The 22,646-nt window shown below is 37.7% G+C and carries 20 protein-coding genes; 8 read left to right on the top strand and 12 right to left on the bottom strand.

Features of this window, described 5'->3' with window-relative positions; translation table 11 throughout:
• Positions 1-27: 27 nt before the first annotated feature.
• The 5 genes from KI375_RS19235 to KI375_RS19215 form a co-directional block, all read right to left on the bottom strand.
• A complete protein-coding gene (locus tag KI375_RS19235) occupies positions 28-993 on the bottom strand; it encodes a CobW family GTP-binding protein (RefSeq protein WP_212975060.1) in 966 nt (321 codons plus the stop codon).
• A 128-nt stretch (positions 994-1,121) separates the two neighbouring features.
• Positions 1,122-1,391, bottom strand: a complete 270-nt coding sequence (gene rpsN, locus KI375_RS19230) for a 30S ribosomal protein S14 (RefSeq protein WP_212975059.1) — start codon at positions 1,389-1,391, stop codon at positions 1,122-1,124.
• A 486-nt stretch (positions 1,392-1,877) separates the two neighbouring features.
• Positions 1,878-2,774: an NAD(P)/FAD-dependent oxidoreductase gene (locus KI375_RS19225; RefSeq protein WP_212975058.1), complete on the bottom strand. Its 897-nt coding sequence runs from the start codon at positions 2,772-2,774 to the stop codon at positions 1,878-1,880.
• Positions 2,775-3,017: 243 nt separating this feature from the next.
• The gene (locus tag KI375_RS19220) at positions 3,018-4,394 is read right to left on the bottom strand and encodes an ATP-binding protein (protein WP_212975057.1); all 1,377 of its coding nucleotides are present in this window, start codon (positions 4,392-4,394) and stop codon (positions 3,018-3,020) included.
• 258 nt (positions 4,395-4,652) lie between these two features.
• Positions 4,653-5,363, bottom strand: a complete 711-nt coding sequence (locus tag KI375_RS19215; RefSeq protein WP_212975056.1) for a response regulator transcription factor — start codon at positions 5,361-5,363, stop codon at positions 4,653-4,655.
• Between the two features lie 204 nt (positions 5,364-5,567).
• On the opposite strand from KI375_RS19215, the gene KI375_RS19210 reads away from it, so the two are divergent.
• From KI375_RS19210 to KI375_RS19200, 3 genes are read left to right on the top strand one after another with little or no spacing between them, the layout of a single operon-like run.
• Complete coding sequence (locus KI375_RS19210) at positions 5,568-6,335, top strand: ABC transporter ATP-binding protein (RefSeq protein ID WP_207451934.1); 768 nt, start codon at positions 5,568-5,570, stop codon at positions 6,333-6,335.
• Positions 6,322-8,181 (top strand): FtsX-like permease family protein, encoded by a 1,860-nt coding sequence (locus tag KI375_RS19205; RefSeq protein ID WP_212975055.1) that lies wholly within the window; start codon positions 6,322-6,324, stop codon positions 8,179-8,181. The genes KI375_RS19210 and KI375_RS19205 overlap by 14 nt, the downstream gene beginning before the upstream one ends.
• Before the next feature lies 1 nt (position 8,182).
• On the top strand, positions 8,183-8,551 hold the full coding sequence (locus KI375_RS19200; RefSeq protein WP_212975054.1) for a YxeA family protein: 369 nt from the start codon (positions 8,183-8,185) through the stop codon (positions 8,549-8,551).
• Positions 8,552-8,836: 285 nt separating this feature from the next.
• Here the strand turns inward: KI375_RS19200 and KI375_RS19195 are convergent, their stop codons facing one another.
• Positions 8,837-10,030, bottom strand: coding sequence for a CynX/NimT family MFS transporter (locus tag KI375_RS19195; protein WP_244852844.1), 1,194 nt, complete (start codon positions 10,028-10,030; stop codon positions 8,837-8,839).
• Positions 10,031-10,525: 495 nt separating this feature from the next.
• On the opposite strand from KI375_RS19195, the gene KI375_RS19190 reads away from it, so the two are divergent.
• From KI375_RS19190 to KI375_RS19175, 4 genes are read left to right on the top strand one after another with little or no spacing between them, the layout of a single operon-like run.
• A complete protein-coding gene (locus KI375_RS19190) occupies positions 10,526-11,179 on the top strand; it encodes a TetR/AcrR family transcriptional regulator (protein ID WP_212975052.1) in 654 nt (217 codons plus the stop codon).
• Positions 11,180-11,183: 4 nt separating this feature from the next.
• Positions 11,184-11,933, top strand: a complete 750-nt coding sequence (locus tag KI375_RS19185; RefSeq protein WP_244852839.1) for an ABC transporter ATP-binding protein — start codon at positions 11,184-11,186, stop codon at positions 11,931-11,933.
• Positions 11,911-12,621: an ABC transporter permease gene (locus KI375_RS19180; RefSeq protein ID WP_212975051.1), complete on the top strand. Its 711-nt coding sequence runs from the start codon at positions 11,911-11,913 to the stop codon at positions 12,619-12,621. The genes KI375_RS19185 and KI375_RS19180 overlap by 23 nt, the downstream gene beginning before the upstream one ends.
• 5 nt (positions 12,622-12,626) lie before the next feature.
• Positions 12,627-12,839 carry a hypothetical protein gene (locus KI375_RS19175; protein ID WP_212975050.1) on the top strand — a complete coding sequence of 71 codons (213 nt, stop codon included), beginning with the start codon at positions 12,627-12,629 and terminating at the stop codon, positions 12,837-12,839.
• Between the two features lie 272 nt (positions 12,840-13,111).
• On the opposite strand, the gene KI375_RS19170 is transcribed toward KI375_RS19175, so the two are convergent.
• The 4 genes from KI375_RS19170 to KI375_RS27700 all read right to left on the bottom strand — a co-directional run bounded on the left by KI375_RS19170 (position 13,112) and on the right by KI375_RS27700 (position 18,822).
• Positions 13,112-16,240 carry an ATP-binding protein gene (locus tag KI375_RS19170; protein WP_212975049.1) on the bottom strand — a complete coding sequence of 1,043 codons (3,129 nt, stop codon included), beginning with the start codon at positions 16,238-16,240 and terminating at the stop codon, positions 13,112-13,114.
• 177 nt (positions 16,241-16,417) lie between these two features.
• A complete protein-coding gene (locus KI375_RS19165) occupies positions 16,418-17,557 on the bottom strand; it encodes an MFS transporter (RefSeq protein ID WP_212975048.1) in 1,140 nt (379 codons plus the stop codon).
• 88 nt (positions 17,558-17,645) lie between these two features.
• The gene (locus KI375_RS19160) at positions 17,646-18,074 is read right to left on the bottom strand and encodes a MarR family winged helix-turn-helix transcriptional regulator (RefSeq protein ID WP_212975047.1); all 429 of its coding nucleotides are present in this window, start codon (positions 18,072-18,074) and stop codon (positions 17,646-17,648) included.
• A 613-nt stretch (positions 18,075-18,687) separates the two neighbouring features.
• Positions 18,688-18,822, bottom strand: coding sequence for a hypothetical protein (locus tag KI375_RS27700; RefSeq protein WP_280528662.1), 135 nt, complete (start codon positions 18,820-18,822; stop codon positions 18,688-18,690).
• A gap of 352 nt (positions 18,823-19,174) precedes the next feature.
• Here KI375_RS27700 and KI375_RS19155 point away from each other — a divergent pair, with 352 nt between their 5' ends.
• Positions 19,175-19,405, top strand: a complete 231-nt coding sequence (locus KI375_RS19155; RefSeq protein WP_212975046.1) for a hypothetical protein — start codon at positions 19,175-19,177, stop codon at positions 19,403-19,405.
• A 288-nt stretch (positions 19,406-19,693) separates the two neighbouring features.
• Here KI375_RS19155 and KI375_RS19150 read toward each other — a convergent pair whose 3' ends face one another.
• On the bottom strand, positions 19,694-20,974 hold the full coding sequence (locus tag KI375_RS19150; RefSeq protein WP_212975045.1) for a hypothetical protein: 1,281 nt from the start codon (positions 20,972-20,974) through the stop codon (positions 19,694-19,696).
• Between the two features lie 426 nt (positions 20,975-21,400).
• A complete protein-coding gene (locus KI375_RS19145; RefSeq protein ID WP_212975044.1) occupies positions 21,401-22,576 on the bottom strand; it encodes an MFS transporter in 1,176 nt (391 codons plus the stop codon).
• Between the last annotated feature and the right edge of the window lie 70 nt (positions 22,577-22,646).

Raw genomic sequence — 22,646 nt, 5'->3', positions numbered from 1 at the left:
AATAATTACGATTTAAATCTCAAAAAATTAAGCAAGGCAATATTGAAAGCCTTCCTGCAATTCTTGATGATTCAAATGCTTTCCAATAAAGACGACCTCGCTTTGCCGTTTTTCATCTTTCGCCCACATGTCACCTTCTGTACCAACAAACAGCATGTGTACCCCTTGAAACACAATTTTTCTCTCAAGCTGTTTAATAAAAAGCACACCCTTGTAGCGATATAAACTTTCCCCTTTCACTTGGACTAAATAGGAAAACCATTTATTCACTTTCTCCAAGTCAAGCGGACGATCTTCTCGCAATACAAAAGATATTACTTGATGATTATGATGATGGTGATGTGTTTCCGTTAATAGCTTGGGATCTATTTTTAAAATATTGTCTAAGTCAAAGGATTTATTCCCAATTAATGCCTCCGTTTCTACGTTTGCATATGTAGAATATAGCCGCTTCGCATTTGGATTCATAGCAATCAGCTGTTTTTCCAGTTCCTGTTTCTCAACTTCTGTAATGAGATCCACCTTATTTAAAAGTAAAATATCAGCAAAAGCAATCTGTTCACTCGGCTCATCTTCGTGTAAATGTTGCTGTATATGGCGTGCATCTATCATCGTAATCACGTTGTCAATGTCAAATGACTTTGCTGTTTGTTTATCCATTAGAAAAGTTTGAATGACTGGAGCTGGATTGGCCATGCCCGTTGTCTCAATCACAATCCGATCCAAATGCTTTTCTTGTTTGATTAAATTACTTAATAGGTTAATTAAATCGCCACGTACATTACAGCAAATACAGCCGCTGTTTATTTCAATGATTTCTTCCCTTGTTGGGATCACAAGTTGACCATCAATGGAAGTGTCGCCAAATTCATTAATGATGACAGCTACTTTTTGTCCAGACATGTCATGTAACAATTTATTTAATAGTGTTGTTTTTCCGGCGCCTAAAAAGCCGGTTAAGATGGTTACCGGAATGGGGGTCTCTTGTGACAATCGTTTTCCTCCTTATCCTGCAAAGAAAAAAACTGCTTTCCCCAAACAGGGTGGAAGCATTCTTTTTCTTTCAGCTCTTACATGTTTTTGTACCAGCGATCATACAGAGGGAAAATAGGATGTCGCTGCTACCAGCTGGATTTCTTCACACCAGGGATTTGTCCTTTATGAGCATATTCCCTAAAAGCAATACGGGACATTTCAAATTTCCGTATATAGCCGCGTGGTCTGCCTGTAACCTCGCAACGATTTTTTAAGCGCGTTGGAGAAGAATCCCGTGGTAATTTACGAAGTGCTTCGTAATCTCCTCTTTCTTTCAGTTCTCTTCTTAATTCTGCATATTGTGCAACCATTTTCTGGCGTTTTTTCTCTTTTGCAATTTTAGACTTCTTAGCCATTATGATTTTACTCCTTCCAGTGTTGACTCTTTATTTTCAGTCATTTAAATCGTAATGATTACGAATTGGGATTCATTATACCTTACTCTCCCTCTCTTGTAAATAGTAATCATTACGATTTAATTCTTAGTCTCATCTACTCTTAGTTCTTTGTTTCTAGAAATTCCGGTTTTCTACAATAAAGTGCAACTTCAATCAGTGGGGTTTTCCTTCATCCCCCACTGATTTTAGAAGATCAAAGGCTAAATTCGCGACGTCCTGTCGCAACGCCTTTGTGACCAACTTCCTGTCGGCCCGAACAAATCGGGATTTTACTGGCTGTTGATCCCCCACTTACAATTCTAGGTTTTTTCCACGAATTCTTGAAGTGGGGGTCTTACAGCCAGTTAATGCGGGATAAAAGAAAGCTTAAAGTGCGTGTTCGGTACTTAGTCGAAGATGCTTTATCTCGAAGTGTCATTTTTACCGGACTTTTTGAACATCCTCTTAAAACATTTCATCCACAAAGTCACTGATTACAGAAATCGCAGCTTTGCTCCCTTCACTGGCGGCAATTACGAGTTGAAAGAGGGCAAATGTACTATCACCACAGGCGTAAACTCCTTTTAGACTTGTACGGTTATGTGAATCTATTTTTATTCCTCCTAGATCATTCAGCTCCAAACCGAGGCGCTCTGCAAAAGGCGTTGCCTGTTGCATGTCGTGTGCAACAAAACCTGCCTCTCTATGAAGCGAGTTGCCATTCTTAAATTGAACGCTCTTTAATTGCCCATTCTCTCTCTCTATTCGTAAGATTTCGTCTTCCACCACTTGGAATTGCTTTTGCGCTAATATATCTTTTTCCTCTGAGGAAAAGATTTCCTTTCCATTTGTGCAAATAACAATATCCCTGTTCCAATTCGAGAGCATTCTTACACCATGAAAAGCATGCTTCTGATCTGCAATATAAACAAGTGGAATATCTTTCAATTCCCAGCCATCGCAAAAAGGGCAGCCAAATAGGCTGGTTCCAAAGACATCGTGGATTCCTTCGATGTCAGGAAGTATATCTTTCATTCCGGTTGCGAGAATAATCTTTTTAGCTTCATACCCCTGACCACTCTCTGTTTGAATGTGAAATGAAGAGGAATTTTGTTTAATATCCAGCACGCGCTCTTTTTGTAAGGATATACTAGGATACTTTTTTAGATCTGCATGTGCTGCTTTTTTAAAATCGGCTGGTTTGATGCCATCTCTAGTAATAAAATTATGAGATTCCTGCGTAACCGCATTGCGTGGGGTATTATCGTCAAATAGAAGAACCTCTTTTCTTCCCCTTCCCAATACAAGTGCTGCATTTAATCCAGCAGGACCTCCACCAATTATCGCGCAATCATACAACATCTTCATCCACTCCTTTATTTGGTACAGGATCAAATCTGTATAATCCTTCGCTTACTATATCGTAATCATTACGATTTAACAATATATCTGCTTATCCCCACATCTCTAAAGCCTTGAAAAGGAAACATGCCGAAGAATAAGCGGATATTGACTTAAGATGAAATAGCTAAAGATACAGCCTCACAGCGCAACGTTGTTTCCCCTGCATCATGCCAAGAAAAAAATCCCTATAAATAGAGGGATTTATGGAATCTTAATCTCGATTGTCGTTCCTTTGCCTTTGGCACTCGTTAATTGAACGGTGGCTCCATGTGCTTCAATAATATCGCGGGCGATCGCCATACCAAGACCTGTCCCATAAATATTGCTAGTATTGGTTCCGCGATAGAAACGTTCAAATATTTGTTCTTGCTCCTCCTTAGCGATGCCTTTTCCATTATCCTTAATTATAATGCCATTATCTGTGACGATTACATCAACCTCGACATCGTCATCGTTATGAAGCAGAGCATTGTAGATAAAATTCAGTAAAGCACGTTTCATTAAGTGTTGATCAATATTCCAATTAATCGTGGTAGCTGTACTATCATATTCAATATGCCCTGAACTAAATTGTGGATCATTTAATAAATCAATCACGATCTCACGGACGAAGTGTTCCATATTGGTCGGTTGCCGGTGAAGTGGTAATTCTTGATTTCGTAATCGCATCGTTAAATTAAAGTCGTCAAGAAGCTCTCTCATATAAAGAGATTGACGTTCAATCACCTCTGCATACTCTAGCCGTTCTATATCAGATAGATCTTCACTTCGTAATAATTCCGCATAGCCCCGAATGGAAGATAGCGGTGTTTTAATATCATGTGAGACATTGCTAATCCATTCATTACGCATTTTTTCTAGTTTTTGACGTTCCTGCTCGTGGGCCTGCATTGTTTCCGCTACATCATTCAAATTGGCAAAGACATGCTTATAAATTCCTGGTCTTTTCATTTTTTTCGTTATAAATACACGTTCCTTTAAGGAATGGATTCGATCAATCATCCGATTAACAGGCTTGGTTAAAATGGAGCTGAATAAAAAGCCTACAAGAGTAGCGACCAATAAATTAACGATAATAACCGCTCCAAGGAAACCAGGAATATAAGTTAGCAACTTTTCTCGATTAACTATCATAACATGGCGCTCATCTTGTGAGTCAGGAACAATCACTAAATAGTTGTAATCCTCGTATTCTCCGATAAAATACGTATTTAAGTCATCATCCATATACTTATATTTATGAATAAGCTCCATGGGGCTATAGTGTTCCGCAGCGTTTTCAGGTGCTTGGTAAGAATCAATCACATTACCATTTTGATCAAGAATTTGTAACCAAGCACCAAATTGCCTTAAAGCTTCTTGGCCAGTAGATGAAACAACTAGTTCATCGCCATTCAATTGCAAATATTTCTCAAAAGACCGGGTGAAATCTTCTCCGGAATTACGATCAAAATCAGTGTTCCTATACTCACTCTGATAAATGAGAAATCCAAATAATATAATTGTATTTACAACAAATACAATTAAAACAATACTAAGCACAGATAATAAATATCGCAGCGTAATCTTCCATTTCAATCTATCTCACCTGCTTCCATCCTCTTATACTCGACAGTCCATTATTGTGGGATAAAGTGAAACTTCAATCAGTGGGGGTTTTCTTTCATCCCCCACTGATTTTAGAAGATCAAAGGCTAAATTCGCGACGTCCTGTCGCAACGCCTTTGTGACCAACTTCCTGTCGGCCCGAACAAATCGGGCTTTTACTGGCTGTTGATCCCCCACTTACAATTCTAGGTTTTCCACGAATTCTTGAAGTGGGGGTCTTACAGCCAGTTAATGCGGGATAAAACGATAACCTAGCCCCTTGACTGTGAGAATATGCTTTGGTTTCGATGGAGAATCTTCCACCTTTTCTCGAAGTCGTCGAATATGTACCATTAAGGTATTATCAGCGCCAAAGAAATCCTCTCCCCAAACGGTGCTGAATAATGTTTCTTTGCTTAAGATTTGATTAGGATGACGAAGAAAGCAGGCCATTAATCCGACTTCTTTTGCTGTTAACTCTAATCGTTGTCCATTCTTAGTAATTTCCGTTTCTTCAGTGTTCATCTTAAATATCCCAACAGTTTTCTCCGTTTTTTCTGTAGTTTGAACACTGGATTCCATTGTATACATCCCTGCACGTCGAAGCTGAGCTTTTACACGGTAAGCCATTTCTTTTGGACTAAAGGGTTTGGTAATGTAATCATCCCCACCGATCGCCAGTCCAAGTATCTTATCCACTTCATCTGACTTCGCAGAGAGAAATAAAATAGGAATTCGAGATGTCTCCCTAATCTTACGACAAAGATCGTACCCCTCCCCATCTGGAAGCATGATATCTAAAATAGCGATGCTAGGGGCAAACTGCTCGAATTTCTCCCACCCCTCTTGTAAGGTGCCGGCTGTTTCTACTTCGGCAAAACCTTCCTTCTTTAAAGCAGTCTTCATCAACTGACATAAATCCCTTTCGTCATCGACGATTAATATGCGTGGTGCCTCCATATTTTTCATCCTTTCACGATGCAAATCTTATTTATCCTGCATTAACGGGTAGTGATACCCCCACCAATTGAAGTTTCACTTTAACTCTTATCATAACAGCTTTTTATCGAGGAATACCTGATTTAAGAATTTTGTAAGGTAGACGTGAATTTTATGTAAGGGTGGCGAAGTATAGTGAAAGTATCAGAAAGAGGTGCATAACAAATGGAATATGTATTAAAAGTAAACAATGTCGAAAAAATTTACGGAAAAGGCACGAATACCTTTAAAGCACTTGAAAATATATCATTCACCATTGAACCGGGTGAATTTGTTGGGGTAATGGGCCCATCTGGTGCTGGGAAGTCGACTTTACTGAATGTATTGGCAACCATCGACTCCCCGACCCATGGAGATATCTTTATTGAGGAAGATAATATTGCCAAGATGAAAGAAAATAAGCTGGCAGACTTTCGTCGAGATCATTTAGGGTTTATTTTTCAAGATTATAATTTATTAGATTCTCTAACAGTCAGAGAAAATATCCTACTGCCACTTGCGATTGCCAAACAGCCTGCAAACGAAATTAAAGAAAAAGTAATTGCCGTGGCTAAAACATTTGGGATTGAAAATTTATTAGATAAATATCCTTATCAAATTTCTGGTGGACAAAAGCAGCGCACAGCTTCATGTCGTGCGTTAGTAACAAAGCCAAAATTATTATTTGCGGATGAGCCTACAGGAGCACTTGATTCCAAATCAGCAACTGATTTATTAGAGAATCTAAGTTCCTTAAATTCAGAACAGGAAGCAACGATCATGATGGTCACACACGACGCCTATGCGGCTAGCTTCTGTCGCCGAATACTTTTTATTAAAGATGGTCAATTATCGAAAGAAATGATTCGAGGGAATCATACACGCAAGGAATTTTTTCAATTCATTTTAGACGAATTGGCGGAATTAGGCGGTGATGGACATGACGTTGTTTGAGTTGGCCGCAAAAAATATCAAACGCAATATCAAACATTATGCACTTTATATTGGGGCAACGGTGTTTTCAATCATTATTTACTTTACTTTTGCTACTTTAAAATATAGCGATAATATCAGTGGCTTAGCAGAAACATCAAAACAAACTAAAAGTATTATGGGTGCTTCCGCCTTTGTACTAATGATCTTTGTGGCTATTTTCATCCTATATTCCAATACATTTTTTATGAAAAAGAGAAAAAAAGAAGTGGCGCTCTATTCTTTATTAGGGGTCAGAAAACGAACAATCGGCTTCTTGCTTTTCTTTGAGAATATGATGATTGGAATTATTTCATTAGTTATTGGTGTAGTACTGGGATTCTTTTTATCGCAATTACTTTTGCAGATTTTATTGAAGTTAATGGGAATGGAGATGACGCTTGGGCTGACTTTCTCTGCTAGTGCCATTCTCGATACAGTAGGTGTATTTTTTGCCATATTTCTAGTTACATCATTGCTGGGCTATCGTGTTATTTATCAATTTAAGTTGATTGATTTGTTTCAGGCAGCTAAAAAGGGTGAGGAACAGCCTAAAGCTCAGATAATTGCTGTATTGACTGGTGTGTTAGCTTTAATTTTGGCTTATTGGATCGCATTACAGGATTTTGTAACCTCAGAAGTGTGGCGGGTCTTGGGTATTGCAACACCGCTTGTAGTTATAGCATTAACGATTATTGGGTCTTACTTGTTATTCAATAGCGTGTTCGTTTACGTATTAAATAAAATGAAGAAAAGGGAAATTTGGGCGTGGAAAGGCCTCAATTTGATGACAGCTTCACAGCTCCTCTATCGCATTCGCGGAAATGCAAAGACATTAACGATTATCGCTACCTTAAGTGCGACAACGATTACTGCTGGTGGAGCAGTGTTCGGCATGTATTATAACACAGATAAGAATATCGAAGCTTATGCGCCATTTTCCTTTATGTGGCAAGGACCACAATATGAAATACAAGATGAATCAGTAGAAGCAAACATTGAATTTGAAACAAAAAATATTCGCGTGCCTGGTGAGGAAATGGATAAAGAATACTCTATCATTGATCAATCTACATTTGCTCAACTTGCCAAAGCATTAGAGTGGGATGATATTGAGCAAATTCATCAGAATCAGACAGAGGCACTGTTGATTGAGCCTTTCTATGATGAACGCTGGTCAGTGAAAACGGAAGAAGTAGCACTGGGTGATGACCAGTATCAGATTCAAAAAATGTATCCCAAGTCTATTTTTAATGTAGAAGTACTACCAGGAAGTGTGCTTGTCCTAGGTGATGATCAATATCAAGCACTCGCTGAAGAAGCAACGAAATTCCAAGCTGTTCAATTGGATAATTATAAGAAACATGCCGATTTATCTAAACAATTAGCTTCTTCACTTGATACTGAAAACTTTTCAAGTGCACTTAGAGATTATCAGGAATCATTAAAAGCCTCAGGCAGTCAATTGTTTGTAGGTAGTTTCCTAGGGTTAGTGTTCTTATTAGCAACAGGAAGCATTATTTTCTTCAAGATGATGACAGAGGCAGAAGAGGATAAAAGTAAATACGAGATTCTTTATAAAATTGGCGTATCAAAACAAGAAATGAAGCGGACAATCCGTTATCAAATGGGATTAATTTTTATCGCCCCATTATCCCTTGGATTAATGCATGGCGCTGTCGCTTTAACTGCCTTTTCAAACTTATTGCACATGAACTTATGGGAACCAGTCTTATGGTGGATGCTCGCTTATACATTTGTCTATATCATTTATTATTTTATTACCGTTCAAGGATTTTATCGAACAACAATTCAGGAGGGGAATTAATTTGAAAAAAATAGTTACTTTAATTAGTGTGTTGGTTTTATTAGTCGGAGCTGTAGTAGTGTTGCTAACAGTTGATTTCAATCGATTGGGGAAAGAGCGTGTATATGTAGAAGTAATAGAACCAACAGACATAGCAGAAGATAAGCTAGACAACGGAGAAATTATGACTAGGTATTGGTACAACCAAACGGCGTATAACGAAAAGGGAAAAGCCGTAACAGTAGAATTCTCCGCCCCCAAGGAATTACGTCAAGGTGCTTATTTAATGCTCTATTTAAAGAAAGGCAGTGAAGTCACTTCCTTTGATGAAGTGCAATGGAAAGAGATTCCAAGCGAAACACAGACAAAGATAAAAGAAGAGAATGCTTAATTATCGTAAGGAATTCATCAGGAGCTTAAGAAAAGCTCCTGATGAATTTATGCTTGAGCATAGGCATTGGCCATCTCTCTGAATTTTAAATACATCCAAAACACAAGCATCCTCATTTGTATATTTCAAGACAAATGAGGATGCTTTTTATCACTATATTTTTGATTTATTAAAGCAAACCTTATAGGCGTCTTTTGCTGGTTCTTATGGCCATATCCTTTTTCCCTTCCAGGGCTAATCCTAGACATTATGAATTCAAATGTCTAATCAGGGAAGGGAAAACACTCATACATACCTATTTCTACCAGCACCAAGACCCGCCAGTATCATCAGTAAACAAACAATAATAATAGCAATGAGCGCTGAGTTCCACGTATGGGTGATATCAAACAACAACCCGATAAGTAAAGGGCCGATAGCAGCAAAAATATAGCCAATAGATTGGGCCATGCCAGACAGGGCGCCTGCTTGCTGACCATTACGCGCACGCATACCAAGCATCGCAAGTGACAAGCTGATAGCTCCTCCAAAGACAACTCCAATCAATGTTACCCAGACGAAAATCAGTGGCAACGGCCCGCCGATCAAAAGACCGATAAACCCAATCGCTGCGCCTCCGCCAATTCCTAGTACGATTCCCTGCTGGTTGGAGAATTTTTCTGCCAGCACCGGTGCCAAAAAGGTGGCTGGCAATCCGACAAACTGAATATAAGCGACTAGCCAGCCCGCTGCCGATACAGAAAAACCATAACTCTGCATTATTTCTGGCAGCCACGATACAATCACATAGAATATAAACGATTGTAAGCCCATAAATAAAGTAACCTGCCAAGCCAGTGGAGATTTCCATAAGTTGCCGTCATTAAAAGATCTGCTACTTAACTCCACTTGGTCTTCTTCAGGAGTTTGTTTTTGCCTAAGAACAAAAGCCCAAACAATGATTCCAATAATAGCCAGCACTGCCCAAGATAATAAAGCTAATTCCCAACCCAACCCTGCACCTTGTGCAAGCGGAACAGAAAGCCCTGATGCAGTGGATGCGAATATTGCCATGGATGTCGAATACACACTGGTCATTCGGCCAACTCTATGCGGGAATTTTTCCTTAATGACCGCTGGTAGTAGCACATTCATCACTGCGATGCCAACCCCAATAATTGCTGTTCCGATAAATAATGTCGATGTATACGGAATGGATCTAATGCCAATTCCGACGAATAGCAGGATCAGACCAAGGAAAACAGCCCCTTCATTCCCCAACCGCCGACCAAATTTCGGGGCAAGCGGTGACACAACAGCAAACGCTATAAGCGGTAAACTAGTAATCGTCCCTGCACTCCAATTTTCCAGTCCAATCTGATCACGAATCGTCCCTAACAGCGGTCCAACGGAAGTAATGGCCGGTCTCAGATTAAAACCAATAACAATAATTGCAACCAAGTATAGTAGTCTCTCGCTGGAGGATGCTTCCTTGGCCATGCTGCTTTTTGCGCTATCTCTATTTTTTTCCATCTAATACCTTCTTTTCGACTTTCCATCCCCTACATGGAGGTGTATTGAGTTATTTTTAACATTACACTATATGCTATTGTAATCAGCATCCTATTGTCAAGACACAGATTTTATAGATAAAGATGGAAGATTTTATCAAACATTAAGGAGAATCCTCTAAGAGCTGTTGTTTAAAAGTTGCTAATAAATTCTTCCTTAAATTGGAGGGGCTTTAAAAAGCAGATTAAGATTTAATTACTAGTACGATCTTAGACCCTGTCCCAAAATCGTCACTCTTTTCCTTCTAGTTTAATACAAATCCTCCCGTAAAGGCAGAGAGATTTCCAGTGTGGAGTTTAAACCAACATCATGGTCTTCCTCTTTTTCTATTTCACAAATAAAAAAAGTTTGACATCAAAAGAAAGGTATTCTATACTTTTTACAAACCAACCGGTCGGTTTTTATCAAAAAGGAGTATGAATGATGCCAAAAAAATATGATGCACAAGGTACGATCGAAAATATATTGACTGTTTCTGCAGAACTGTTTTTGGAAAAAGGATTTGAGAAAACGAGCATGCGAGATATTGCTGAAACAGCCGGCATATCCAAAGGGGCAATTTATCATCATTTTCAATCAAAAGATGAAATTATTAACGCTGTTACAGAGAAACAAGAAGAGATCAACGCGACTCTACTGCAAAATTGGCTTTCGGAGATCGAAACTTTAACAGGAAAAGAAAAGCTGACTGCCATTTTAGAAAAAAACCTGGAAAGTCAGGAAGCACATTATTTAGACAATCTCATGAGCGTTCGTATCAAAAGTGCAGAATTTGTTTTAGCTTATATGCAGGATTGTGTAAATAAGGATGCCTTGTTTATCGCTAACATTATTAAAGAAGGCATTGCCGATGGTTCACTTGAGACGGACTATCCGGACGAAAGTGCAGAAATTTTTTTATTACTTATAAACGTATGGTGTGATCCTGCTGTATTTCAAGGAGATGCGGAGAAATTATCAATGCGTTTAAAGTTTTTGCAGCATTTGATGAAGTCGATTGGAATAGATGTATTGAACGATACCCTGCTCAGAAAATATTTGGAATTACTACAGAAATTATACCCAGAGGAGGGCTAATCCATTGAGTACAAACTGCGTTGTAAAAGCAGAGAGCCTGACAAAAACATTTTCCGGAAAAGAAGTGATTAAAAATTTCCATATGTGTGTTGAATCAGGTACCATCTATGGCTTTTTGGGGGCAAATGGAGCGGGTAAAACAACGGTCTTCAAACTGCTTTCGGGGTTACTTGTGCCAACCATGGGAAAAGCGGAGGTTTTAGGGATGGACATTCTCTCGGAGCGTGATACGATTTTGGCAGAAATTGGCACCTTAATTGAGACTCCTCTATTTTACGAGCATTTATCCGCAACAGAAAATCTGGAGATACATCTTGCCTATATGGGAATAAATGACAAGGATATTGATTATACGTTATCCAAAGTCGGGCTGAATAATACAGGCAATCAACCCGTTTCCAAGTTTTCATTAGGTATGAAACAGCGGTTGGCTATTGCCAGAGCGATTATCCATATGCCAAAGCTGCTGATTTTAGATGAGCCGATTAACGGATTGGACCCAATGGGGATCCGGGAAATGCGAGAGTTGTTTCTTGAGCTTGTAAAGAATCATCATATGACCATACTTATTTCCAGTCATATTTTAAGTGAAATCGAGAATATTGCGGACACGATTGGTGTGATCTCGGAGGGGCAAATGATCGAAGAAGTTTCTCTAGCCTCTATAAAAAGACAATTTCCAAACGGATTAGAAAACTATTTTTTTGATTTAATGAGCGGAGGGAAAAAGAATGCTAACTTTAATGAAGCTTGAATTAAGAAAGCATAACATTCGTACCTACCTTATTTCGGCTTCTACCCTTTTCGTTATTATGCTCGGCTTTATTTATCTATTTGCCTATGTACCGAAATTTGATCCAAATGATAGCGATTTGTACTTGTTTGCAGGCTACAATAATATTATCCCTTTATTTGGTGTGATCAACATGACTGTATTTTGTGTATTAGCCGCAGTGATGTACTCTCGCTTTGTTATTGAAGAATATACTGGGAAGCGTGTCATACGTCTTTTTTCTTATCCAATAAAAAGAGGAAGAGTATTCTTTTCAAAAGTGATGGTTGTTTCTTTGTTTACCATTATTGCAATGATTGTTTGTAATACACTTATTTTCAGTATCTTTGGGCTAAGTGAAACCTTCACTCCTTTGGTTGATGAGCGAATTACGTCAGCTTTTATTATGGAATCGGTTAAGACAACACTAATGATGTCTATTTCAGCCGCGGGATTAAGTAGCATTGCGATGGGGATTGGCTTTATTCAAAAATCGATTCCTACAACCATTATATCAGCGGTTCTGCTTTGCTCTCTGTTTTGCAATATAGTAGCTGGATCATTGGCATCATCAAACGTACCAGTCATCCTTTCTATGACTCTGGCAACTCTATGTGGATTCGCCGTCATTGGTTTGGTAATGAAAAAAATCAACCGAATGGAGGCGTGAGTAATTTGGAACAAAAACTGGAAAATTCGATAGACAATATCCTAGATGCCATTGCTCCTCAACTTTTTTTATTTAGTATAATTTTAGGTATTCTTCTTCTATTGGTTGGAGTTGTTTTCATGATAATAAAATCTTCAAGTCGACATTTGAAAACAGCTGGAATTATTTGCATTGGTATAGGTATTATTGCTATTGTCAGTGGTTTGATACAGATATAATCATTTCAAATTATAGAGTGAAACTTCAATCAGTGGGGGTTTTCCACCATCCCCTACTGATTGCATTTTCTACAACGAAAGACTGGATTCCTTTAAAAATAATAAAATGTTATTTTTGACGTGCAGAATGTGAGGTTAAAAGCCAATTCCCCTCGTTTGATTTTATTCAATGGGGGTTATCTATCTGATTAAAATCAGGTATCTTATCCGGCTGTTTTAGCAATGACCGGACGAGGTACCTGTCCCTTAGTACTTCAAATTCTGCTTCTTTCCTACCGCATCTTGTCAGAAATAATGAAAGACACCGTTGTTCCTTCACCAAGCTTACTTTGAATGTGCAATCCTTGTCCATACACTTGGGTCAATCGGCTATGTGTATTAAACAGCCCAATCCCTCGATGTTCTTTATTTTCTGGGCTTAATAACATTCTAATCTGTTCATTATCCATACCACTCCCTGTATCTATGACAGAAAAATGGAGTGCATCTACTCGCTTCTCAATTCGAATGCGTAGCGTTCCACCTTCCAACTGATCTAAAATACCATGTCGAACTGAATTCTCTACTAATGGCTGAACAATAAGTGGAGGAACGAGCATTTTAGTATCTATATCTGTATCCACTTCCCATTTTACCTGCAGTCGTTTTCCAAAACGCTGCTGTTCGATATATAGATAGTTTTCCACCAGTTCAAGCTCCCGTGACAACGGCACTAGCCTGCTGGCAGTCAAAAATTCAAAACTAATTCGCAGATACGATGCGAATACCTCTGCAAGATTCCTCATCTTTTCCATATCGGTATAACTTAAAGCCAGAATTGAATTCAATGTATTAAAAAGAAAATGCGGCTGGATTTGCGCTTGTAAATAAGCTGCCTCCATACTTAAACGATCATTGACCGCCCGCTTCAATGATGAGAGTGACCGGGATCGATATTTTAATTCCAAGGCATCCGCAGGCTTTGTAACATAATCGTTTGCTCCAGCAAGAAAACCTGCATAAATATCTTCGGGTTCACCACGTGCGGTGAGTAGAATAATAGGCATTTCAAACATCGAGAATCGTTTGCGAATCATTCGCGTCAGTTCGTATCCTGATGTGTCTGGCATCATAACATCGGCAATAACGAGATCCCACTGTTCATCGTGTAGCCTATCCATCGCTTCACTTGCAGAATTCACTGTTACTATCTGATAGTCCTCACTTGATAAAATATGAGTGATTACCTTTAAATTAACTGAATCATCATCAACCACTAGTATGTGGAATCGATCTGTGCTTGTTTGAGGTATTTGAATTTGAAGAGTTTCTTTAATATCGTAACTAGCTGCTGCCATTTCTCCTGTAATTTGTGTTAGTTCGTCTTCAAACGGACGCTCAATCTTCCTCGTATTAACAGGAAGGGATGATTGCAGACTCTCATCAAAAATGGGCAATTTAAAACTAAATTCACTCCCTTTACCTAATTGCGATTGCACAATTAACTCACTACCATGCAATTCAATTAGTTCTTTACAAATATTAAGCCCAAGTCCGATACCGCCTTCGCCAAAAGTCTCTTGCTCATATCTTATAAATACACGCTTTTGCGTCGCTTCATCCATACCTGAGCCTGTATCTTTTACATGGATCCAAACATATCCATTGTCATGTTTTGCTGAAAGCTCAACCGTCCCTTTTTTCGTATGCTTTAATGCATTATGTAATAAATTAATGAGAATCTGCACCAACCGCTCTTCATCCGCATGAACGCTTGGCAAATTATCCTTTATATTCATCCGCAGATCCACTTTCGTATCGTCAGTCAAAAACCGCAACATATCTAGAATCCCTGTGGCAACGGATTGAACGTTCACTTCTGTCTTACGAATGGCAATCCGTTTATCCTGCAATCTGATGACATCCAACAAGTCGTTAATCATGTGAGACATCTGGCGGCTAACTTTAATAAGCAGATCCATGTCTCGTTGACTTTGTTCATCCAGCACATGCTTCTTTCTTTCTAGCACACTCTGGGCAATGTTCATAATGCCATGTAGTGGTGTACGCAGTTCATGTGATGTATTAGCAAGAAAGCGATCCTTTAACCTGTTTGCCTCAGTTAACTGTGCATTGAGCAACGAAACTTTATTTGAATTATGAAAATATCTTTTAAACCAATAAGCAGAGAAACTTGTAATCGCAGCAATCAAATCTATAGGATAAAACATAAACTGTGCCGTTCCAGCGTAGTATACATAACCCCAAAGAACATTACTAAATACAGATATGACCGCAAATAATAAAAACAATGCACCCTCTGCTTTGTTGAGCACCATCTTCATAAAATAATAGCCTGTCCAAAGCAATGAAGTGTAATAAAAAATCCTGTAGTAGCCTTTCTCAATCGAATAGAGTACGACTTCTTCTGGTCCCACTAAAATGAAAAGAGTAAAAGCAATCAGCAAGAAGAAATAACTATAAAATATTTTGCTTTTATGATGAATTCCAATAAACACTCTTGCCATCAGTAAGGCACAAAAGGCAAACCAGATGGATCCAAAAGCTTTTAACTTCACTAACCATTCAAAGTCGGTAGGAATCAACATGTATAAAAAGCCATTATAATTAAATGCAATTGTCATGGCCGCAGTAATCATCATGAATAAAAATGTAATAAACTCTTTTTTTCGTACATCCATCAGATAAATGATTAATGCATATAATCCATGGAGTAGAAAAATGACACAAACGATGAGCTGAAAACCAATAGAACTCAAGTACATTTGATTGACTTTATCATGCGTACCAAACTGCACTGACTTGATAAGACCACCTTGAAGCGGCGATTCATAATTTGCTACTCGAACGAAGAGATCCAGTGTGGTTTGTCCACCCTGATCATAGGATACTAAAAATGGCCTCGTTTCAGAAACATGCTCGTCTCTCGCTTCAGCAATTTTACCAAGTTTAGCAAGTGGTTCCCCATTAATTTCCACTTCAGAAGCAGTATAGATAGATTGGAACCAAATACTAAGCGGCTCTGACAATGGTTGATCAAGCAAAATACGCAAATAATAGGTCCCATATCCATATGTTTCATTATTCGCAGGCTGCACAGCCGTAGTCCAGTTGCCTGGTACCTGTAACAATTGCCCTTGCGAAGTTTCGTTGATATTGGATGCGCCTATCCACTGTTCAGGAAAAAACAACCACTCTCCATTCATGGGGAAGGTATTGACATGTTCAATGTCGATATCTCGTAAATCCAACACACCATCCTTCACGATTGGTAGATTTGGAAATGAAAACTGATCATACCAAATCCAACGCATTGCAACAAGAAAGAGGATAAATAATGATGTGTAAATAATATAGCTAAGCTTTATTTTTTTCATCGCAGTTGTCATAAGCATCTCCATCCGTCAACCATCTTGATCATTAGAACGTGTTTTTAAAAAATATTTTTTTATTGTCAGAATAGTATACTTATATGTTACAACAAACTACACCCAATTTCGACTAAATAAAAACTGACCACTTGTATCATCTCCTAAACGGTAATAAGTGGTCAGTCTTTCTTTTTGTTCATTGGATATTTATCTAGCTTGCAATTTAAATGTTACTAAAGCGGACAGCAGATAAGCTATGGCACACACAATACCAACAGCTATAAAGGAAAATGCATTTAAAACGGTAATACTAATGATACTTAAGACCGTTGCTCCAAAATACATTGCCGAACTATTTAGGGACATCACCGTTGTTCGGATCTGGTCATTCTGATTAGACATATATGTGTTTATAACATTCTGACCAAATGCATAAGAAAAAGACCATATAACATTCAGCGCGATAGAAATATAAAGAAGTTTATCATTTATCGTTAAAAACAAGATGGAGAATAAAGAAAGAACAGATACTGCCAACAACAAACGCTTTTTATTATGCGGTTTATCCATCACCTTGCCACTCATTATACTTCCTAAAACACTTGCAATCCCCGCTATCAGCAGAATCCCTCCAATATAGGAAGCCGACAAACCAAAATTTTGGTTATAGTAGATACCTATGATTGAAAAAATAGCTTCTAATCCACCATAATACATAAAGGAAATCAGCAATGTGAGTGTAATCGTCCGATTAGAAAGTGCCTTTTTAATCATTTTTACAGTAGAACTAGAGCTGGTCGATTCAAAGCTCGGAATAACAGTCCATGTGACAACAAACATGAGAATGCTGGTCACACCAATAGTAAAGAACGGAACCCGCCAATTAAATAGATCTGTGATAAATCCCGCAATCGGTATACCAATAACCGTCGGAAGAATTAAGGCTGCTGTAACAGCCCCCATCACCTTCCCTCTTTGTTCATATTCAATTACTTCTCCCACAATTGAATAGACAGTAGGTTGAATGAATGCTGCTCCTAAACCTGCTAAAATTCGAAAGCTAATCAACATAAATAAAGAACTGGAGAGTCCTGTCACAAAGGTTGCCACTGAAAAAATGATAATCCCAACTAATAGTATCTTCTTTTTATCAATTCGATCCGATATACTTCCAGTGACGAGGCCGAATAATGCGTATGCCAGAGCATAAGCTGTAAACAATATGCCGCTGATTTCCATATTTATATTCAAACTTTCACTGATCGCTGGTAACATTGGTACGGTAACAATCAAATCAAATCCAACCAAAAAGGATAATACACATAAAACAATAATTATTTTTTTCATTTTTAATCTCTCCTACACATAATTAACTCATTAATAATTAACCACTTAACTATAAATGAAAATGAAACCCTATTCTTTCAAATAGGGACTATAACCGAATCATCATAGATAATAATTTCGTCTTTTCATCTTTATTTAATTCACTAAATAAATCTTTTACTACCTCTTCATAGATTGGCCATGCCTTTGCTAAAATCTGTTTTCCCTCTTCTGTCATGGTTACTTTAATTCTTCTGCGATCATTTTCATCAAAAGCTCTTTTAATATAGCTCAATTTTTCTAATGCACGCAATAAACCACTAATATTTGATCTGGTGACAGTAAGTTCATCACTCAGCTCGGAAGGCAGTGCCTCATAGTTTCTTTCCTCCAACATGTATAATAAACATAACCGGCCTAAATTCAAATCAAATACTTTTATTTTTGAATCTAATATTTTTGTTAGCTTATTTGTTTTTTGATGTAATGAAAGAAAGAGTTCTATCTCGATATCCGGATTATCGAGAGGATTTGTCATATGCCATTCCACTCCTTTCTAATCATTGAATAAATTTATTATAACAGCAAATAATTAACTGTCAAATAGTTAACCGCTGAATCACTTTAGGGATGGAGAAGATATTTGCTATCTGAAGTGAGATTGAAACACAAGAACTCTAACTATTCCAATAGTTTGTTTCCATATCAATCAACCAATGTTTACGTAGCATGAGAGCCATTTCGAATCCAGCTGTCCCCCTGCAGCTAAAATTGTAATATTTAGCCAGCCGGGAAGCTTTATTGGAGATTGAAATATCCCTATATTCTTGGAAATTCATGAAATATGAAAGATGATTTCTACTAATTGGGGGGAAGCTCAAAATTAATGAAATTAATAAGATAATAACTGAGATTTTCCCAATGAGTAAACTTGTTTGTGGGAAACGTTTGTCAAACCGAATACTCATTTCCTTTATTCGTAACAAAATGCATTCGATTTATCCCATACAAATCAGAAGCCATTTCAATCGCTCCTCCCGGTACTGAAAAAGCAGCAGAGAGTTTTAGACGAAGCTATATGTTTGCCCGCACGGGATAACCCAATATTTAAAGTCTACAGCATTCGTCACTTTTTCATTGTCCTCGTTCTGTTATTCTGCACAGAATACTGATCGTCTAAGTATATGCCATAAACGATGAGGCTTTAATGGTTGTCCATCTCCTGCTTTCACTTTTTTCATCTTATTGTGCTGTCCCAACGACGGATGAAACGAAGCATCAGCCATACGTACCTCCCTATAAACCTTTAGAAATAGTACAAGCTCTTACAATATAAAGAGAAAGAAACAGCAGAGAATTAAACTTAAAACATAAATTTTTTGTTTATCTCCATAATTTGCAATTTCATTTAAGCTTTCTGAAAAGCTGAATGTATTCAATTAGCAAATTAACAGAAACGTATGGAAAATAGAATAATGATGAAAAATATACGACAGAAAGAATAGTTTAAATATTTAAACCCTTGCAAGTTTTATATTTCTTGCGAAGGGTAGATGTCCTATATAGGAGTTGAGATAGTCTAATGTATGCGTTTAAATCAAATGTATTAGTTCTGTTATTTTTTAATGGAGGTATTATATGTCTTACCTAAAGTATGGTAAAAAGAAATCTCAATATTTCAAAGTATTAACAGGTGTTATTACTATGCCTATTATTGCTATTCTAACTTTTTTAGAAGTTATTCCTTTAGATCCATTGATCGGTTGGCTAGCAATTGCAGTTTTTATTGTGAGTCTTGTTCTATTGCTCGCAAAGTTTAAGAATGCAAAATTTGGCATGAAAAAAGGAGATGAGGAAAATATTGGATGAAATTTAATAAATGTTTATAATATGAGTCAATTAGTATAAATTGCGGCCTATCTGATCTATCAACAATTCATTCGGTTCTTTTTCTGATCTCGTTTTACCACGGGCCTCTATAACACAGTCTATCTGAAGCGATTTAGAGAAATCTAGAAGACTGTTAAATCTGCAAGAAAATTATCCTTTAATGATTAGAGTCTTTAAGTAAAAAGAAACCCAACTGAAAGTGTCTAGACAGCTGGGTTTAAAAATTATCTATTCAATTACATTCACGACTTTCTTACTCCTGTTTTGTTAGAGATCCCTCTCCGTTATTTCACCAGTTTCTTTATCCACCTGGTACCAACCTATGGTATTCATCATCTGCGTGTCATCTTCTCCTCCTGAATATACAAATATTCGAACAATAAATTTCCCATCTTCGTCACGGTCTACCATAGCTTTAACATCTTCCCGATCATAGTCTTCATGCTCATCTACATAATCAAACGCTATGCCTGTAGCGTCTTCCTCTGTTAATTCCTCTTGCTCTTTCTTACCTGATTGATCTTCGGATTGACTGTCATTGTCTGCAACAGTGTTATTATTGTCATCCGTTTCATCCAATAATGGGTAAGTGGAAATAACTTGATCTGTTTCGTTTACAAGCTGGAGTGCCTCTACCTGAAAGTCCAATGCAGCTAATTGAAGAACTTGCTCAAAATCTTCGCGCTCTTGTTGTGATGCTTCTACCCCATCATCAATATGGTATTTAACAATCGCTTGATTTCCATCGATCATGGCTTCTTCAATTTCCAAGCCATCATAAATTCCAGAGTGATAAGTATCTTCATCAGTCTTAACTGTTGTCATCGCTTCGACCGTCTGACCAAAATCAAACAACTCACCATCATCAGCATAGATTTCTTCTTCCGCTACAGCACCACTTATATAAGTGTATTCACCTCGTTCAGATTCTTCTGGAGACATAACATAGTATCCTCGATTTGGTTCTTCCTCAATTTTAACCGGCTCTTCCCAATGATTTTCTGCTAGAGCAAGCCCTCTTTCTCCATCCTGATTAAAGAGGTTAAATTCCTCAATGCCGTACCGAAAGCCAATCTCATTAAGTACTTCCCAAAATTGCGAAGACTCTGTTGACGCCATACTTAAATCATCATTTTCATCAAAATACAAGTTCGCTGCCTTTCCATCAACCTCGAATTTGGTAGTATCAGAAAACAGTTCACGTTGCGAAGGATCACTCTCCATTAAGGATTGATGAAAACGCTCTTCACGTGTCATCTCGTCGGTTGTCCGCGTGAAATAGAGCACTAAATCCGTTCCTTCCAACCACTCACCATAGATTAGGAAATCTCCCGTAACTTCTTCTTCTGTATATTCCTGCTCTTCTGCTTCATTATCGGAATCGTTGCTTTCATCATCATTTTTTACTGCATCATCATCAGATGCAGAACCTTGCTTATCATCAGTTGTTCCTGTCTCGCCTTGTGACGATGTTTCATTAGTAGTATTGCACGCTGCCACCGCTAAAGTCATTAAAAGCAGCCCGAATACTACACCTACTTTCTTCAAAATAATCCCTCCAAAAAAACTTGTTTCAAAACTATTCCCTAGATTCTAAAAACAAAACAATTTATGCTCGGGATCATCAGGGACTCAAGGTTGATTGAAGGTTTTGCAGGCGGGAATGATTATGAAGATATTTCTTCTTAGCAAAAAGCTTGAAAGACATTAAAGAATCCTTTAAACTATCTTGCTTTATCTTTCTTAATACTTTGGAATTTTTAAATTTTAGAATGTTGATAATTTGGTTATGTTTTGATCGAGGTTTAGGTTTAGCTCTAGCCATTGCAACCGATTATTCACAATGGCGTTTTCTCCTTCGCACAAGTCCCATCACTCCTGCAATAACATAAAAAATTATTCTATAAATCTTTTACCCTTAATAAAATGTTTATACCACTGGAAGAGGGAGACTTCTTTCGAAAGTACGTTAAATTAACTTTTCTTTACACTCAAATACTGAAAGAGAGAAATCAGCAAAAGCAGCAAACCTAAACTGGTAAAAATCAGCGAACTGGAAAACATTTGGTTTAATCCGGCAAACATCCCGCCGATGGCCATGCCAGAATAGCGGACAAAATTAAACAAACCTAACGCTGCTCCTCTTTCTTCTTGATATTCATTACTGATTACCGTTGAAAACAGTGGTGGCGCAAACCCCAGTGTGATACCGTACATAAACAATAAGATACTTAAAGCGATAAGGGATTTCGTATGCAGGAAGCCAAACACTATAATTAACAAAGACATAATCAATAAAACCATCGTAAACAGCTTTTTCAATGGCATTTTCTTCTGTATTCTTTTAAAAATCATGCTGCCTATGATCATACTCACCGTCAAAGGCAGATACAATAAGCCGATGCTCTGCAGGGAAATATGATAATGATCGTTTAATAGTATCGGCAAATATACAAGAATGGCAAAGTAGATAAAAAAAACAAAAAAGCTAACAAGTATTGTAATTAACCCTATCCGATTGGAAAAAATACTATGGTAGGTTTGGGTAAATCGTTTTGGCTTTCCCTGCTTATTGATTCCATAACCATTAGGAAATGTATACGCGATGAAAATCAGCAATGCTGTTGAAATAACGAAAAGAAAAAGGAAAATCCCCTGATAACCAAAATGCTCTCCTAATATGCCACCAAGTATTGGGGCAAGCGCTGGAGCAAGGGTGAGTAAAATTTGATACGTACTCATCGCGCTCCCCCTTGTCTCTCCTTCGAATAAGCGTGAAATCATATTAATTGCAACCAAAGGAATGATCCCAGCACCAATCGCTTGAACAATCCTAAAAATCATAAAGAGTATAAAGTTGGTTGTAAACGCACAAACGATAGTTGAAATACTGATGAACACAAAACTGAGCATCAATAATCGTTTTTGATTATTAGAATCTATTACTGTTCCTAATACGATTTGAATCAACGCAATAATAAAGATAAAACTGCTCACCGTGAAGTTTACCCAATTAATCGAGACGTGAAAGGAATCCCGAATAAGTGGTATTGCAGGTGTATAAATATTCTGGTTCAAAGAAACGAAAAAACTGCTGATGCTTAACAAATATAAAGCAAGTATTCTCGGTTGAGCTTGTTCTTGATTCATACTTAGCCTCCGTTTCCATCGTTAAAGAGTCTTTATCCCGCATTAACGGGTAGTAATCCCCCACCTCAAG

The sequence above is a fragment of the Bacillus sp. J14TS2 genome, assembly GCF_018333015.1.
Taxonomy (GTDB): domain Bacteria; phylum Bacillota; class Bacilli; order Bacillales; family Bacillaceae_C; genus Lederbergia.
The sequence above is the reverse complement of the archived record's forward strand: the minus strand, read 5'-3'. Positions and strand labels throughout refer to the sequence as shown.

Bases quoted from the DNA above. Each gene is read 5' to 3' on its own strand.
- KI375_RS19225 (WP_212975058.1), bottom strand. From the start codon at position 2,774: ATGTTGTATGATTGCGCGATAATTGGTGGAGGTCCTGCTGGATTAAAT.
- KI375_RS19145 (WP_212975044.1), bottom strand. From the start codon at position 22,576: ATGAATCAAGAACAAGCTCAACCGAGAATACTTGCTTTATATTTGTTA.
- rpsN (WP_212975059.1), bottom strand. From the start codon at position 1,391: ATGGCTAAGAAGTCTAAAATTGCAAAAGAGAAAAAACGCCAGAAAATG.
- KI375_RS19160 (WP_212975047.1), bottom strand. From the start codon at position 18,074: ATGACAAATCCTCTCGATAATCCGGATATCGAGATAGAACTCTTTCTT.
- KI375_RS19165 (WP_212975048.1), bottom strand. From the start codon at position 17,557: ATGAAAAAAATAATTATTGTTTTATGTGTATTATCCTTTTTGGTTGGA.
- KI375_RS19215 (WP_212975056.1), bottom strand. From the start codon at position 5,363: ATGGAGGCACCACGCATATTAATCGTCGATGACGAAAGGGATTTATGT.
- KI375_RS19195 (WP_244852844.1), bottom strand. From the start codon at position 10,030: ATGGCCAAGGAAGCATCCTCCAGCGAGAGACTACTATACTTGGTTGCA.
- KI375_RS19155 (WP_212975046.1), top strand. From the start codon at position 19,175: ATGTCTTACCTAAAGTATGGTAAAAAGAAATCTCAATATTTCAAAGTA.
- KI375_RS19205 (WP_212975055.1), top strand. From the start codon at position 6,322: ATGACGTTGTTTGAGTTGGCCGCAAAAAATATCAAACGCAATATCAAA.
- KI375_RS19170 (WP_212975049.1), bottom strand. From the start codon at position 16,240: ATGGAGATGCTTATGACAACTGCGATGAAAAAAATAAAGCTTAGCTAT.
- KI375_RS19210 (WP_207451934.1), top strand. From the start codon at position 5,568: ATGGAATATGTATTAAAAGTAAACAATGTCGAAAAAATTTACGGAAAA.
- KI375_RS27700 (WP_280528662.1), bottom strand. From the start codon at position 18,822: ATGGCTGATGCTTCGTTTCATCCGTCGTTGGGACAGCACAATAAGATG.
- KI375_RS19180 (WP_212975051.1), top strand. From the start codon at position 11,911: ATGCTAACTTTAATGAAGCTTGAATTAAGAAAGCATAACATTCGTACC.
- KI375_RS19190 (WP_212975052.1), top strand. From the start codon at position 10,526: ATGCCAAAAAAATATGATGCACAAGGTACGATCGAAAATATATTGACT.